At 68.3% G+C, this 15,663-nt stretch carries 12 protein-coding genes; 3 read left to right on the top strand and 9 right to left on the bottom strand.

All coding sequences use genetic code 11. The annotated features are described in order from the left end of the window. Positions 1 to 107: 107 nt before the first annotated feature. A complete protein-coding gene (locus tag ACVNF4_RS01715) occupies positions 108 to 1,934 on the bottom strand; it encodes an acyl-CoA dehydrogenase (protein ID WP_461800813.1) in 1,827 nt (608 codons plus the stop codon). A 180-nt stretch (positions 1,935 to 2,114) separates the two neighbouring features. On the opposite strand from ACVNF4_RS01715, the gene ACVNF4_RS01710 reads away from it, so the two are divergent. After that, positions 2,115 to 2,591, top strand: a complete 477-nt coding sequence (locus ACVNF4_RS01710) for an SseB family protein (protein ID WP_050371310.1) — start codon at positions 2,115 to 2,117, stop codon at positions 2,589 to 2,591. 189 nt (positions 2,592 to 2,780) lie between these two features. On the opposite strand, the gene ACVNF4_RS01705 is transcribed toward ACVNF4_RS01710, so the two are convergent. Both ACVNF4_RS01705 and ACVNF4_RS01700 read right to left on the bottom strand, forming a co-directional pair. Next, positions 2,781 to 4,490, bottom strand: coding sequence for a DEAD/DEAH box helicase (locus ACVNF4_RS01705; RefSeq protein ID WP_461800812.1), 1,710 nt, complete (start codon positions 4,488 to 4,490; stop codon positions 2,781 to 2,783). Positions 4,491 to 4,580: 90 nt separating this feature from the next. Further along, positions 4,581 to 4,784, bottom strand: a complete 204-nt coding sequence (locus ACVNF4_RS01700; protein ID WP_187748369.1) for a cold-shock protein — start codon at positions 4,782 to 4,784, stop codon at positions 4,581 to 4,583. Between the two features lie 321 nt (positions 4,785 to 5,105). Between ACVNF4_RS01700 and ACVNF4_RS01695 the strand changes: the two genes are divergently transcribed. Beyond that, positions 5,106 to 6,077, top strand: coding sequence for a pirin family protein (locus ACVNF4_RS01695; protein ID WP_461800811.1), 972 nt, complete (start codon positions 5,106 to 5,108; stop codon positions 6,075 to 6,077). Positions 6,078 to 6,155: 78 nt separating this feature from the next. Here the strand turns inward: ACVNF4_RS01695 and ACVNF4_RS01690 are convergent, their stop codons facing one another. The 4 genes from ACVNF4_RS01690 to ACVNF4_RS01675 are packed head-to-tail and all read right to left on the bottom strand — an operon-like array spanning position 6,156 to position 11,557. Further along, positions 6,156 to 7,124 (bottom strand): hypothetical protein, encoded by a 969-nt coding sequence (locus ACVNF4_RS01690; RefSeq protein ID WP_461800810.1) that lies wholly within the window; start codon positions 7,122 to 7,124, stop codon positions 6,156 to 6,158. 20 nt (positions 7,125 to 7,144) lie between these two features. After that, a complete protein-coding gene (locus ACVNF4_RS01685) occupies positions 7,145 to 8,260 on the bottom strand; it encodes an AAA family ATPase (RefSeq protein ID WP_461800809.1) in 1,116 nt (371 codons plus the stop codon). Beyond that, on the bottom strand, positions 8,257 to 9,441 hold the full coding sequence (locus ACVNF4_RS01680; RefSeq protein WP_461800808.1) for a GmrSD restriction endonuclease domain-containing protein: 1,185 nt from the start codon (positions 9,439 to 9,441) through the stop codon (positions 8,257 to 8,259). Before ACVNF4_RS01680 ends, ACVNF4_RS01685 begins: the two co-directional genes overlap by 4 nt. A gap of 13 nt (positions 9,442 to 9,454) precedes the next feature. Next, positions 9,455 to 11,557 (bottom strand): ATP-binding SpoIIE family protein phosphatase, encoded by a 2,103-nt coding sequence (locus ACVNF4_RS01675; RefSeq protein ID WP_461800807.1) that lies wholly within the window; start codon positions 11,555 to 11,557, stop codon positions 9,455 to 9,457. Between the two features lie 186 nt (positions 11,558 to 11,743). On the opposite strand from ACVNF4_RS01675, the gene aspS reads away from it, so the two are divergent. Beyond that, positions 11,744 to 13,507, top strand: coding sequence for an aspartate--tRNA ligase (aspS, locus tag ACVNF4_RS01670; protein ID WP_461800806.1), 1,764 nt, complete (start codon positions 11,744 to 11,746; stop codon positions 13,505 to 13,507). Here the strand turns inward: aspS and ACVNF4_RS01665 are convergent. Both ACVNF4_RS01665 and metG read right to left on the bottom strand, forming a co-directional pair. After that, the gene (locus ACVNF4_RS01665; RefSeq protein WP_461800805.1) at positions 13,485 to 13,772 is read right to left on the bottom strand and encodes a hypothetical protein; all 288 of its coding nucleotides are present in this window, start codon (positions 13,770 to 13,772) and stop codon (positions 13,485 to 13,487) included. The genes aspS and ACVNF4_RS01665 overlap by 23 nt on opposite strands. A 113-nt stretch (positions 13,773 to 13,885) precedes the next feature. Further along, positions 13,886 to 15,601 carry a methionine--tRNA ligase gene (gene metG / locus ACVNF4_RS01660; protein ID WP_461800804.1) on the bottom strand — a complete coding sequence of 572 codons (1,716 nt, stop codon included), beginning with the start codon at positions 15,599 to 15,601 and terminating at the stop codon, positions 13,886 to 13,888. Positions 15,602 to 15,663: the final 62 nt, after the last annotated feature.

Here is a 15,663-nt window from a genome sequence, read left to right as displayed (position 1 = left end):
GAACTGGGCCGAGAACGCAAATGGGCCCCGTCCGACCCCGGACGGGACCCACTCACACACAGTCAACAGGCGTCAGTACAAAGCCCGTTGGGAGAACCGACGATCCGTCAGAACGCCGACTCGTCCAGCTCCATCACATCCAGGTCCACCCCGGAGGCGACCTTACGGGCCAGCGTCACCCCCGGCAGCACCGTCGCTGCGAAGAACTTCGCGGCGGCGATCTTGCCGGTGTAGAAGGGGACGTCCTTCGCGGAGGCGGTCTCCAGCTTCTCGGTGGCGACGGCGGCACCCTTGAGGAGGAGGTAGCCGACGATGACGTCACCGGACGCCATCAGCAGGCGAGTCGTGTTGAGGCCCACCTTGTAGATGTTCTTGACGTCCTGCTCGGTCGCCGCGAGATCCGTCAGCATGAGCCCGACGATGGCCTCCAGCTCGACGGCAGCCTTCGCCAACTGCTCCCGCGCACCCGCGAGTTCCTCGCCACCCGTCCCCAGCGCGAGGAACTTCTTGATGTCCTCGGCGAGGGAGTTGAGCGCGGCACCCTGGTTACGGACGATCTTGCGGAAGAAGAAGTCCTGGCCCTGGATCGCGGTCGTGCCCTCGTAGAGCGTGTCGATCTTCGCGTCCCGGATGTACTGCTCGATCGGGTACTCCTGGAGGAACCCGGACCCACCGAACGTCTGGAGCGACTGCGCGAGCTGCTCGTACCCCTTCTCCGACCCGTACCCCTTGACGATGGGGAGGAGCAGGTCGTTCAGCGCGTGCTCGGCCTTCGCGTCCTCACCGGCCGCTTCCTTCAGCGCGATCGAGTCCTGGACGGAGGCGGTGTGCAGGACCAGCGCCCGCATACCTTCGGCGTACGCCTTCTGGGTGAGCAGGGAGCGCCGGACGTCGGGGTGGTGCGTGATGGTCACCTTGGGCGCGGCCTTGTCGCCGAACGCGGCGAGGTCGGTGCCCTGGACGCGCTCCTTGGCGTATTCCAGCGCGTTGAGGTAGCCGGTGGAGAGGGTGGAGATCGCCTTCGTGCCGACCATCATGCGGGCGAACTCGATGATGCGGAACATCTGCCGGATGCCGTCGTGCTTGTCGCCGATCAGCCAGCCCTTGGCGGGGTGGCGGTCGCCGAACGTCATCTCGCACGTGTTGGACGCCTTGAGGCCCATCTTGTGCTCGACGTTCGTCGCGTACACGCCGTTGCGCTCGCCCAGCTCTCCGGTCTCACCGTCGAAGTGATACTTCGGGACCAGGAACAGGGACAGACCCTTAGTACCCGGACCGGCACCCTCGGGGCGGGCCAGCACGTAGTGGAGGATGTTCTCCTCCATGTCGTGCTCACCGGACGTGATGAACCGCTTCACACCCTCGATGTGCCAGGACCCGTCCTCCTGCTGCACCGCCTTCGTCCGACCCGCGCCGACGTCCGACCCGGCGTCCGGCTCGGTCAGCACCATGGTCGAACCCCAGGTCCGCTCGACCGCGACCTTCGCCCACTTCTTCTGCTCCTCGGTGCCCTCCTCGAAGAGGATCCGCGCGAACGCGGGACCGGAGGAGTACATCCACACGGCCGGGTTCGCGCCGAGGATCAGCTCCGCGAACCCCCAGATCAGCGACGGCGGCGCCGTCGTCCCACCGATCTCCTCCGGCAGTCCGAGCCGCCAGTACTCGGAGTCCATGAACGCCTTGTACGACTTCTTGAACGACGGCGTGACCGGCGCGGTGTTCGTCTCCGGGTCGAAGACCGGAGGGTTGCGGTCGGCGTCCACGAAGGACTCCGCCAGCTCGTTCTCGGACAGCCGCAGCATCTCCGACAGGATGCTCTTCGCGGTGTCCGTGTCCATCTCCTCGAACAGGCCCGTGCCGTACAGCTTGTCGCGGCCGAGTACTTCGAACAGGTTGAACTCGATGTCGCGGAGGTTCGACTTGTAGTGCCCCATGGTGATGGCTCCCGCAAGAGATCGGCGAGGCACTGTGTTCCTCGCGCAGTGGTTTCACGTACCAGCTAGTAGCTACGATGATGCTACCCGCCGGTAATAAGTCGCAACCCCGATCCCCTGTCTGTGACTGGTCACACCGCGAACTCCCGGTCCCCGCCTGACTCTCGATAGGCTGGGGGCATGTACGGATACGGCCAGCCCATGGGCGAGGGCGCCGCTCAGCAGCAGTACGCGCCGCCGCAGCAGCCCGGCGGTGTCGGTGGGTACGGTCAGCAGCCGCCCCTCTATCCGGAGCCGTCGCCTCCGTCGCTGTCGGACGCGGTGAGAGCGTTCACCACCGGGCAGATGGCTGCCGAGGACTTCCAGCAGATCTTCGCGACGTCGAAGGTGTACTGCCCGCGCGGGGACACCCCCGGGTTCCTCGCGCTGCACAACACGCAGCAGCCGGTCATCCCCATGTTCAGCTCCCTCAAGGAGCTGCGGCGCTACGCCGGCAAGGAGTCCAAGTACTTCGTCATCACCGGCGCCGAGGTCATCGACCTGCTCCCCACGGGGTACGGATTCGTCCTCGACATGGAGGGCGAGCACCGGATGGTGTTCGACGCGAAGGCGGTCGAGCAGATGGTGGAGTTCGCGATGCGGAGGATGTACGGCTGAGGGTGGCTCTGCGGGGGTACGGGGCGTACGGGATGTACGGGGCGTACGGAGCGGGGCGCACGAGGGCCGCGCGATCAGGGTCGTACGGGTCGTACGGGTCGTACGGGGTGGAGGAGAGGCAGGGGGGTCGGGGTACTAGGGGGACGATCCCCGTCATACCCCTAGTACCCCCGAGCTCTCCCTGCCCGGCTAGCCGGCCGACGGCCGTCGCGTACCCCGGCGTCCGCCCCCGGCGCTGGCGCTGAATCCGGCAGCCCCGCCGGACACCGTCCCGCCGCCGGTCCGGCGACCGGTCCCGCGTCCGCCCTTCGGGGAGGCGGCACCCGTGGACGTCCCCGTCGTCGCCGTCCCACCGCCGGGACGTCGTCCGGACCCGCGTCCGCCCGACCCACCGGCACCACCCGACGCCGGGCTCGCCGACGTCGTACCACCACGGCCCCGCCGTTCGCCGCCCCGGCCTTCGCCCTTGGGCGCGGCACCGGCCGAGGACCCTGTCCGGGACGCCCCGGACCCGGCACCCGCCCCGCCGCCACCGCGACGCCGACGCCCGCCCCGGCTCCCGGACCCGGACCCCGCACCACCCTGCGGAGCAGCCGGCTGCGGCACTTCGATCACCACCGCGACCCCCGACGGCTCCCGAGCCCCCGTGATCGTGGACAGCTCGGTATCCGTGGAGGAGACCCGAGAGGTACGGGGTCTAATACCCGCGTCGGACATCAGCCGCGTCACCTCCCGCTTCTGCTCCGGCAGGACCAGCGTGACGACGGTCCCGGAACCCCCGGCGCGAGCGGTCCGCCCACCCCGGTGGAGGTAGTCCTTGTGATCTACGGGAGGGTCGACGTTGACGACGAGGTCGAGGTCGTCGACGTGTATCCCCCGAGCCGCCACGTTCGTCGCGACAAGCGCCGTGACCTGCCCGTTCTTGAACTGGTCGAGCGTCCGGTTGCGCTGCGGCTGGGACCGCCCGCCGTGCAGCGCGGCAGCCCGCACCCCCACGGAGAGGAGCCGCTTGGCGAGCCGGTCGGCGGACCGCTTCGTGTCGAGGAAGAGGATGACGCGCCCGTCACGCGCGGCGATCCGCGTGGTGACGGCCTTCTTGTCGGTCTCGTCCGCGACGTGCAGGACGTGGTGCTCCATCGTCGTCACCGCACCGGCGGACGGGTCGACGGAGTGCGTCACCGGGTCGGTCAGGAACCGCTGGACCAGCCGGTCGATGTTCTGGTCGAGGGTCGCCGAGAACAGCATCCGCTGCCCGTCGGCCCGCACCTTCTGGATCAGCTTGGTGATCTGCGGCAGGAACCCCATGTCGGTCATCTGGTCGGCCTCGTCGAGGACCGTGATCCGGACGTCGTCGAGGACACAGTCCCCGCGCTCGACCAGGTCGTTGAGCCGCCCGGGACTCGCGACGACCACCTCGACGCCGCGCCGCAGCGTATCGGCCTGCCGGGTGATGGAGAGCCCGCCGACGACGGTGGCCATCCGCAGGTTGACGGCGGTCGCGTACGGCAACAGCGCGTCGGTGACCTGCTGCGCCAGCTCCCTCGTAGGTACTAGTACCAGCGCGAGCGGCGCCTTCGGCTGGGCGCGCAGCCCCGCCGTCCGCGCCAGGACCGCGAGGCCGAACGCGAGGGTCTTGCCGGAGCCGGTACGGCCACGGCCGAGGAGGTCACGGCCGGCGAGCGAGTTGGGGAGCGTGGCGGCCTGGATCGGGAAGGGCGTGGTGACGCCCTGCGCGGTCAGGGTCTTCAGCAGCCCGGCCGGCATGTCCAGGTCAGCGAAGTCCGCGACGGGGGGCAGCGCGGGCGTCGTGCTCTCCGGCAGCCGGAACTCCCTCGGCTTGGCGGGGGACTGCTGGGGCGACGAGGCGCGGCGGTTCGGCTTCTGGGGCCTGCGGGACATGCGGTGGGTCCACCTTTTCCTGGAAACAGCGCAAACCGGGGCCCGCACCAACGCTGGTGCGAACCCCGGCGAGCGAAAGACGTCCGGCGATTAGGCGGGGACGATGTTCTCCGCCTGCGGGCCCTTCTGGCCCTGCGTGACGTCGAAGGACACGCGCTGGCCCTCCTGGAGCTCACGGAAGCCCTGGGACTGGATGTTCGAGTAGTGGGCGAAGACGTCGGGGCCGCCGCCGTCCTGCTCGATGAAGCCGAAGCCCTTTTCCGAGTTGAACCACTTCACGGTGCCCTGTGCCATGACAATCTCCTTCAGGTAGAGCAGAGGCCCCATCCGGAGATGCCGGAAAACGAATAATGCGCCCGATGGAAGCAATCCCGTCGGGCGCACATAGGTTCATGGGTACCGCAACTGCAACGTAGGAACTGTAACACACCTGCGCGTGATACACGATCGTCTTTTTCCCGAGCCCCTCGGAGTACCCGTAGTACCTGAGGGTGGGGAATGTCCGTCGGGCGCCCGCTGTTCCTGGGGGTGGCAGAAAGTTCAGCGTTCAACTAAAATCGTCGCAAGACGTTGCCGTGCGGTGTTGTGCCGAACGGCGTCCGAGGAGGAACCGACATGCCCGCAGTGACCGTCGAGAACCCGTTGACGCTCCCCCGTGTCACCGCGCCGGCCGACGCCGTCGCGCGCCCTGTACTCGCCGTCACGACCGCGCCCAGCGGTTACGAGGGTGAGGGATTCCCGGTACGCAGAGCGTTCGCGGGGATCAACTACCGCCACCTCGACCCGTTCATCATGATGGACCAGATGGGTGAGGTGGAGTACGCCCCGGGCGAGCCGAAGGGCACCCCGTGGCACCCGCACCGCGGCTTCGAGACCGTGACCTACATCATCGACGGGATCTTCGACCACCAGGACAGCCAGGGCAACGGCGGGACCATCACCAACGGCGACACGCAGTGGATGACGGCGGGCGCGGGCCTGCTGCACATCGAGGCGCCGCCGGAGTCGCTCGTCATGTCCGGCGGGCTCTTCCACGGCCTCCAGCTGTGGGTGAACCTCCCGGCGCGCGACAAGATGATGGCTCCCAGGTATCAGGACATCCGCGGCGGCAACGTCCAGCTCCTCACCTCCCCCGACGGTGGCGCCCTCCTGCGCGTCATCGCGGGCGAACTGGACGGCCACCAGGGCCCCGGCGTCACCCACACCCCGATCACCATGATCCACGCGACCCTCGCACCGGGCGCCGAGATCACCCTGCCCTGGCGCGAGGACTTCAACGGCCTCGCGTACGTCATGGCGGGCCGCGGCTCGGTCGGCGCCGAACGCCGCCCCATCCGCCTCGGCCAGACCGCCGTCTTCGGCACCGGCACCTCCTTGACGGTCCGCGCCGACGAATCCCAGGACTCCCACACCCCGGACCTCGAAGTCGTGCTGCTGGGCGGGCAGCCCATCCGCGAGCCCATGGCCCACTACGGCCCCTTCGTCATGAACACCAAGGCCGAACTCCAGCAGGCGTTCGAGGACTTCCAGAAGGGGCGGCTGGGGACGGTGCCGGCGGTTCATGGGATGACGGAGAACGGCATCTGAACCCAGGGTTTTTGAGGGTTCGTCAACTAGACGGCCCCGCACGGCACTTCACGGTGCTGTGCGGGGTCGTTCCTCACGTCACGTGCCCAGATGGTTCGTGAAGATTCCGACCAGCACTCTGCCGTCACGCTCGGCGATCGGCAGGGAGAAGTGGACGCGGTCGCGGTCCCACAGGCGCTTTCCGTGCCATTCGCATCGGTAAGTCGCCTTCTGGTGGACGACGTTGCGCTGTTCCCACGCCTTCGCGTTCTTCTTCGTGTTCGAGTTCTCGGGGGAGATGTCCAGGCCCAACGCCGAGAACCTGTCCATGACCCGTTTCTGGTCGCCGCCGCATTCGGCCAAGGTGCGGGCGAAGTGGTCGTTCAGTGCGGCGAGCAGCTTCAACAGCCAGGGGAGCACCTCGGCGTAGGTTCCCTTGAATTGGTTCAGGCGGAGGGATTCGGTGAAGATCAGGTCGGGGAAGGCGTCGGCGGTGAGGGTGAAGAAGCGGTCCGCCGGGACCCGTTCGTGGTCGTAGACACCCCGCCAGAAGGTGAGAGTGTCCTCGGGGATGCGCAGGACGTGCAGGCGGACTTCGTCCTGGGCGCCGTCGGTGGTCCGCTCGACCGTGTGCCAGCCGGACGGCCAACCGTGCGAGGGCGGGAGCAGGCAGGACATGGCCCGGCCGGTCGTCGCGCGGGACAGGGCGTGGGCTGTTCCCCAAGAGGGTTCGCACCAAGGGGTGTCGGGGACTCGGGCCTGCGATGTCAGGTCCGCATCGGTCACGTCCATGCTCCGGCATTTGTCCAACAGCCGTTGCAGGAGCCGTCGTTCATCGTGCGGCAGGTCGCCGTCCGGTGAGAACAGCGCGTCGGCCAGGGTGTTGGACGGCAGGCACTCCGCGTCGTACGCGGTGTTCATGAGCGCCACCTTGCGGCCGTCCACCAGCGGTTGGAGGACATCGCCGAGTGCGTCGAGCGCGTCACGCCGGGCTGTGGCCGTCAACTCCCGCCAGTCGAAGCACTCTTCTCCGATGACGACACGGTAGTCGTCGTCGAGGTTCTCCAACTCGTCCCCCTTTGGCGCCGTTACCGGCCGCGTCGCGCTCGCGCCAACCGCCCCAGGTCGGTCTCGATCTGGTCGAAGAACCCGCCGGGCCAGTGGTCGAGTTCGCCCTTGTCGTTGATGCCGATGGCCGTGGGGCCGTCGTGGTCGAAGTAGTGCGTGATCATGTCCGACGCGCGGATGGAGCGGTCGACGGCCACGGCGAGCCGAGCCCCGTTGAGGACGTGGTCGCTGTGCGTCTCGACCACGACCTGGACGCCGCTGCCCGCGACCCGCGCGAGGAACCGGCCCAGCTTCGACTGGCCCGCCGGGTGCAGGTGGGCCTCCGGGTTCTCGACGATCAGCAGATCGCCGGGTTCGGTCAGCAGGCCGGCGACGATGACGGGAAGGGCGTAGGAGACGCCGAAGCCGGTGTTGGCGGGGCGGAGGACTTCCTCGCCGGTCGGGCGGGTTTCCGCGAAGCGGATCGTGCTGGCCATGACGCCGCCGGCGAGCTGGGCGGTGATCTGCACGGGGCGGATGATGTCGGAGGCCCAGGCCTCGGCTTGGAGCCGGGGCTGAGTGGCGGTGCTTCGCGAGTGGTGGAGCGCGGGGCGGACCTTGGAGCGTCGGCTTACGGAACGGGTCTCGCGCAGGGCCAGTACCTGAGCGGTGTACTCACCCTGCACGCCTACCCCGATGCTCTCGGGCTCCTCGGCGGAGAGCGACAACATGTCCCGAGGGCCAAGGCGTTCGGCGCACAAGTAGGTGAATCCGGGAGGCGCTGCCCCCACGCCGGGGGCGGTGGAGGGCGGAACCGAGAGCACGTCCAGATGCAGGGCTCGCTCGGTGCCGGGGAAGCCGAACTCGTACCGCCACTGTTCGTCGGCCTCGTGGTCGTGCAACCGCACTTCTATCGTGTCGCCCTCGTCATGGTCCCAGTGCAGGACGTCACGGGCTTCACCGAGTGCCAGCCCCAGGGGGCCGTTGAGCTGGACGCTGCGGGGGCCTTCGACGGTCGCCAGTCTGGCCAGCAGAAGCGACTGGATCAGCGAGCTCTTGCCGCCGCCGTTGACGCCGGTCAGGACGGTGAGCGGGCGCATGTCGAAGGACGCCGAGGCGAAGCACTTGAAGCGCTTGATCTCCAGGGCGCTGATCACAGACCGGCCCTCACGTCTTCGCGCGCCGCCTCGAACCGGGTCTCCACCCGGGCTCGGTCGGCGGTGGAGGAGGTGATGGCGTTGAGATACGTGACGTCGTACGTCATACGGTGACGGGCGGCCAGCACGATGTCCTTACGGCGCCTGCGCAGATCCTCCGTGGTGAAATCCAGGTCCGACAACGCGATGGACCAGGTCTCGAACAGGGCCCGGTTGATCGGGCTGCGTGACTCGGTGTTCTTCGGCCACTTCCGAAACGCGTGCTCGCCGAAGACGAGAAAGGCATGGGCCATTGCTCGTTCGAAGTCGGACTCCAGCTCCGCCACCTGACCGTCCGGGACTTCCTTCGGATCATCGAGCATCTCGGTGGCGTTCATCAGGAACTCCTCCATCACCGGACGCGCCAGATATCCGCGCAGCCCGCGCAGCCAGAATGCCGCGAACCTCAGCGCCATCTCCCGGTCGTTCATCCGGATGTGATCGGTGAGGCGGCCGCCGGTGGCACTGGCGAAGGCGTCCGTGTGGGTCATGCGCTTGAGGATGTCCCGGCTGCGTGACCGGCTCATACAGTGCCGGATCTCCTGCGCGTTCAGCGGAGTGCCACCGGTGTTGATGCGTTTGAAGATCTCGTACGTCACTCCGCGTGGCGTCATCGGATCGATCACGTTGACAAGCAACTGGGTGTTGTTGATGCGCCGTTGGAACGGCACAGGGAGATCGGAGAAGCGCCGGTTCCGCAGGTCGTGCAGATGATCGAGTTTGCCGAGGGCGAAGCTCGTCGCGCCGCCTCGCACGAACTCGTGCAGTGTGGACAGTCGTTGGAGGCCGTCGACGACGCGGAACGTGCTGTCCTGGTCCTCGGCGAAGTAGAACGCGGGCAGGGGGATCTGCAACAGAAGGGATTCCACCAGCAGTGACTTCTGATCGTGGCGCCAGACCCTCATGCGCTGGAAATCCGGGGCGAGTTCGATCGAGCCCTCGTCGATCTGGTCGAGGATGTTGCGGATGGAGAACTGGTTGGTGTTGACCCGGATCTGTTCCGGTTTCCAGGGCCGCTCGATGAGGGCCGTGTCCTCTCCGGCGCTCTCCACCTCCACATCGGTGGCGATCCCCTCGAACACGTCCTCCACCACGTCGGGAGCGGCCTGTGCACCCTCTCCTGCTGCGTCCTCGGTCGTCATGAGGCCATCCTAGTTACGCTCCCGGCCCAGGCCCTTCGAACAGCTCGAACCAGATGCTCTTCCCCTCCCCCCGAGGGTCCACCCCCCACGCGTCGGCCAGCAGGTCCATCAGGACCAACCCCCGCCCCGAGGACGCCAGTTCGCCGGGGCGGCGTTTGTGGGGGAGGTCGTCGGTCGTGTCGGTGACCTCGATGCGGAGGCGGCGGGTGCCGGGGGTGCCGGTGATCTCGGCGAGGAGGAGGGCGTCCGCGTCGGTGTGGACGAGGACGTTGGTGAGGAGTTCGGAGAGGAGGAGGACGGCGGAGTCGAGCTGGTCGGCGGAGGGCCAGTCGTGGAGGAGGTCGCGGAGCTGGTGGCGGGCCTCGGCCACGCGCTCCGGCTCCGACTGGGCGATGGTCAGGAGCGTGCGGCGGGGGACGGCGGGGGTGAGGGAGGTGCCGGGGGTGTCGGGGGCTCGGGAGAGGAGGACCAGGGCGATGTCGTCCTCGCGGCGGTCGGCGAGCGGGCCCGTGGTGTGGTGGGAGGAGGGGCCCAGGACGGTCTGGACGAGGGAGTCGGCCAGCTCCTCCAGGGTGCCCCGGTGCGTTTCGAGGGTCGCCCGGATCCGCTTCCAGCCCGTGTCCAGGTCGTGCCCGCCGGTCTCCAGGAGGCCGTCCGTGCAGAGCATCAGGGTCTCGCCGGGGTCCAGGGTGATCCGCGAGGTCGGGTAGTCGGTGTCAGGGTCGATCCCTAGGGGGAGCCCGCCCGCCGTCGAGCGGAGCAGGACCGTGCCGTCGGGCATGAGGATCGTCGGGTCGAGATGGCCGGCGCGAGCGGTCTCCAGGACGCCGGTCTCCGGGTCGACCTCCACGTAGAAGCAGGTGGCGAAGCGCGGGGAGTCGTCCGTGTGGGTGAGGCCGTAGAAGAAGCGGGACGCCCGGGAGAGGACCGCGTCCGGGCGGTGCCCCTCGGAGGCGTAGGCCCTGAGAGCTATCCGGAGCTGGCCCATCAGACCTGCGGCGCGTACGTCGTGGCCCTGGACGTCCCCGATGACCAGCGCGAACCCGCCGCGCGGCAGCGGGATCATGTCGTACCAGTCACCCCCTACCTGAAGGCCACCCCCGGTGGGGATGTAGCGCGCCGCCAGGGTCATCCCGGGTATCTCCCCCAAGGTCGGCAGCATCGAGCGCTGGAGGCCGTCCGTCAGCTCCCGCTGCGTCTCGGCGGCACCGGCCCGGCTCAGGGCCTGCGCGAGCATGCGGGCGACGGTCGTCAGCACCGACCGCTCGTCCGGCGTGAACGCCACGGGGTACGTGAACGCGGCCATCCACGCCCCCATCGTCCGCCCGGCGACCGTCAGCGGCAGGAACGCCCAGGACCGGCGGCCGAAGTGCGCGGCGAGCGGCCAGGTCAGGGGGTAGCGGTCCTGGTACTTCTCGGGCGAGGAGAGGTACACCGCACGCCCCGTACGTACTACCTCCGCGGCGGGATAGTCGGTCCGCACCGAGAGCTGCGTGAACGGCGCCTCCTCACCCGGCTGCTGCCCGTGGTGGCCGATCACCGTCAGCCGCTCACCCTCCACCCCGAAGACCGCGAGCCCGTCCGGCGTGAACCCCGGCATCGACAACCCTGCCGCTACCCGTAGTACCTCAGCGGTAGACCGCGCCTCCGCCAGCGCCCGCCCCGCGTCCAGCAGGAACGCCTCCCGCGAGCGCCGCCAGTCCCCGGTCACCGCCCGCCGCCCCGCCGGGGTGCCCGGCTCCGGCTCGGTCACCTCCTGAAGGGTGCCGATCAGCTCGTACGCCCGCTTCACCGGATCGAACGACGGCTTCGACCGGCTCCGTACGACCCGTACGACCCGCCCCTGATCGTCCATGATCCGGATCCGGACCTCCGCGAGCGTCTGCTCCGCGACCGCGAGCTGGATCACACCGGTGATCTCGTTCCAGTCGACCGGGTGCAGCCGGGCCCGGGTCTGTGCCTCGGTGAGCACCGCCCCCTCCGCGGGCAGCCCGAGCAGGCGGGCCGCCTCGGCGTCGACCGTGACCAGACCGGACGCCGTGGACCAGTGCCAGACGCCGGTCGAGAGAGCGGCGAGGACCTGCTCCACCGCGGGCAGGGGCTCACCAGTGCGCATTGCCCTACTTTAAGAATATTTGGCGGCGCGGCGCTAGTGATGTTGTACGACCGGCCCCCGCACCCGGATATCTGTAGGGACGGTTTCGAGGCGGCCGGTACCCTTGACGGGTCCGGGCCCGGTGGCCCGTTCCCGCCAGGGGAGAGCAACCCCGGCAGACCCAAAAACGAAGGACGATGAACGAAGATGCATCGGTACAGGTCCCACACCTGCGGCCAGCTCCGCGCCTCTGACGTCGGCACCGACGTCCGGCTGAGCGGCTGGCTGCACAATCGGCGCGACCTGGGCGGCATCCTCTTCATCGATCTGCGCGATCACTACGGCATCACGCAGCTCGTCGCCCGCCCCGGCACCCCCGCCTACGACGCGCTCGACAAGGTCAGCAAGGAGTCGACCGTCCGCGTCGACGGCCGCGTTGTTTCACGTGGAACAGAGAACGTGAACGCCGACCTGCCGACCGGCGAGATCGAGGTCGAGGTCGCCGAGGTCGAACTGCTCGGCGCCGCCCAGCCGCTCCCCTTCACCATCAACGCCGAGGACGGCGTCAACGAGGAGCGCCGCCTGGAGTACCGCTTCCTCGACCTGCGCCGCGAGCGCATGCACCGCAACATCATGCTGCGGACGGCCGTGATCTCCGCGATCCGGCACAAGATGGTCGCCCTCGGCTTCAACGAGATGGCCACGCCGATCCTGACGGCCACCTCCCCGGAAGGCGCGCGCGACTTCGTCGTCCCCTCCCGCCTGCACCCGGGCCGCTTCTACGCGCTCCCGCAGGCGCCGCAGCAGTTCAAGCAGCTGCTGATGATCTCCGGGTTCGACCGCTACTTCCAGATCGCGCCCTGCTTCCGCGACGAGGACGCCCGCGCCGACCGCTCGCCGGGCGAGTTCTACCAGCTCGACGTCGAGATGAGCTTCGTCGAGCAGGAGGACGTCTTCCAGCCGATCGAGAAGCTCATGACCGAGCTGTTCACCGAGTTTGGCGGCGGTCGCGAGGTCACCTCGCCGTTCCCGCGCATCCCGTTCCGCGAGTCGATGCTGAAGTACGGCTCCGACAAGCCGGACCTGCGCGCCCAGCTCGAACTCGTCGACATCACCGACGTGTTCGAGGGCTCCGAGTTCAAGGCGTTCGCCGGGAAGCACGTCCGCGCGCTGCCGGTGCCGGACGTCTCCGCGCAGCCCCGGAAGTTCTTCGACCAGCTCGGCGACTTCGCCGTCTCGCAGGGGGCGAAGGGTCTGGCGTGGGTGCGTGTCGCCGAGGACGGTTCGCTGTCCGGGCCGATCGCGAAGTTCCTCACCGAGGAGAACATCGCCGAGCTGACCAAGCGGCTCTCCCTCACCGCCGGGCACGCGATCTTCTTCGGCGCCGGTGAGTTCGACGAGGTCTCCAAGATCATGGGCGCGGTCCGCGTCGAGGCCGCCAAGCGCGCCGGGCACTTCGAGGAGAACGTCTTCCGGTTCTGCTGGATCGTCGACTTCCCGATGTACGAGAAGGACGAGGAGACCGGCAAGATCGACTTCTCGCACAACCCGTTCTCCATGCCGCAGGGTGGCATGGACGCGCTGGAGAACCAGGACCCGCTGGACATCCTCGCCTGGCAGTACGACATCGTCTGCAACGGCGTCGAGCTGTCCTCCGGCGCGATCCGGAACCACGAGCCCGAGATCATGCTCAAGGCGTTCAACATCGCCGGCTACGACAGTGAGACCGTCGAGCGCGAGTTCGCCGGCATGCTGCGCGCGCTGCGCTTCGGGGCGCCGCCGCACGGTGGGATCGCCCCCGGCGTCGACCGCATCGTCATGCTGCTGGCCGACGAGCCCAACATCCGCGAGACCATCGCCTTCCCGCTCAACGGCAACGCCCAGGACCTGATGATGGGGGCGCCGACGGAGCTGGAGGAGACGCGGTTGCGGGAGCTGCACCTGAACATCAGGAAGCCGCAGCCGAAGTAGTACCCGTAGTACCCGTAGTACCCGTAGTACCCGTAGTACCTGTGTAGCCCTTAGGGGCCGGGGATCCTGCCTGGATCTTCGGCCCCTTCGGCGTTTCTTGAGGGCCGTGCGAAAAAAAATCTGATGGTGCGGCAACCTTCTTGTGTCCGGCGGCCACTGATGGGGCGTAAGCACCGGCCGACGCCTCCTCCAGCAGCGGGTCCCGCAGCCCGCCCCTGGAGACGCTGGCCTCGGCCGGTCGCGCGGACTCCGGGTGGAGGGACACGGGGGCCGCGCAACGAAGGTGGCCGACCGGTCCGGGTGTTCCCCGGGGCCGGTCGGCCACCTTTCGCACGTAGCTCTGCTCGCGCGTAGCTCTGCGGTATTACTCCGCCCGCGTTACTCCGGCTGTCCGCCGAACCGCTCCTTGTACGTCTCCAGGTCCTCGTCCGTCAGCTTCGCGAACAGGACCGGCGGGACGGTGAAGGGGGCGCCCGCGGGGACGGCGTCCAGGGACTTCGCGGCGTCCGGGGTGATCCAGGTCGCCGTGTCGTCGGCGAGCGTGAAGGCCTCGCGCATCGTCTTCGCCGTCGCCGGGATGAAGGGCTCCGAGACCACCGAGTAGAGGTGGATCAGGTTCATCGCCGTGCGGAGGGTCAGGGCCGCGCCCTCAGGGTTGGTCTTGATCTCCAGCCAGGGCGCCTTCTCCTCCAGGTAGGAGTTGCCGGCCGACCACAGCGCACGCAGGGCCGCCGCGGCCTTGCGGAACTGGAGCGCGTCCAACTGCGCCTCGTACTCCGCGAGGAGCGCCGCGATCTCCGTACCGAGCTTCGCCTCCGCCTCACCGGGCGTGCCGCCCGCCGGGACCTCGTCGCCGAACCGCTTCTTGGAGAAGGACAGGACACGGTTGACGAAGTTGCCGAGCGTGTCGGCGAGGTCCTTGTTCACCGTCGCCGTGAAGTGCTCCCAGGTGAACGAGGAGTCGTCCGACTCGGGGGCGTTGGCGATGAGGAAGTAGCGCCAGTAGTCGGCGGGGAGGATGGCGAGCGCCTGGTCGGTAAAGACCCCGCGCTTCTGGGAAGTTGAGAACTTCCCGCCGTAATACGTCAGCCAGTTGAAGGACTTGACGTAGTCGACCATCTTCCACGGCTCACGGACGCCGAGTTCGGTCGCCGGGAACATCACCGTGTGGAAGGGGACGTTGTCCTTCGCCATGAACTCCGTGTAGCGGACGGTGTCCTGGGACTCGTACCACCACGACTTCCAGTCACGGTTCGCCGGGTCCTCGTCCGACCACTCCTTCGTCGCCCCGATGTACTCGATCGGCGCGTCGAACCAGACGTAGAACACCTTGCCCTCGGCGGCGAGTTCGGGCCAGGTGTCGGCCGGGACGGGGATGCCCCAGTCGAGGTCGCGGGTGATCGCACGGTCGTGCAGACCCTCCGTGAGCCACTTGCGGGCGATGGACGAGGAGAGGTGCGGCCACTCGTCCTCGTGGGCCGCGACCCACTCCTCCACCTCGCGCTGGAGCTTCGACTGGAGGAGGAACAGGTGCTTCGTCTCGCGGACTTCGAGGTCCGTGGAGCCGGAGATCGCGCTGCGCGGGTTGATCAGGTCCGTCGGGTCCAGGACGCGCGTGCAGTTCTCGCACTGGTCGCCGCGGGCCTTGTCGTAGCCGCAGTGCGGGCAGGTGCCCTCGACGTAGCGGTCCGGGAGGAAACGGCCGTCCGCCGGGGAGTAGACCTGGCGGATCGCCCGCTCCTCGATGAAACCGTTCTCGTTCAGTTTCCGCGCGAAGTGCTGGGTGATCTCCACGTTCTGCGGGCTGGAGCTGCGGCCGAAGTAGTCGAAGGCGAGCGCGAAGCCGTCGTACACGGCCTTCTGTGCGTCGTGCGCCTGGGCGCAGAACTCGTCGACCGGCAGGCCCCGCTCCTTCGCGGCCAGCTCGGCGGGGGTGCCGTGCTCGTCCGTCGCGCAGATGTAGAGGACGTCCTCGCCGCGCTGGCGCAGGTAGCGGGAGTAGACGTCCGCCGGGAGCATGGACCCCACCATGTTGCCCAGGTGCTTGATTCCGTTGATGTACGGAAGGGCGCTGGTGATGAGGTGTCGAGCCATCGGGGGCTGCTCCCTGGTCGGGTTGTCGGTCTTTGGGTTCTTGAAATCGTAGCTGACGTATG

Source organism: Streptomyces sp. S6 (assembly GCF_054880855.1).
The sequence above is the reverse complement of the archived record's forward strand: the minus strand, read 5'-3'. Positions and strand labels throughout refer to the sequence as shown.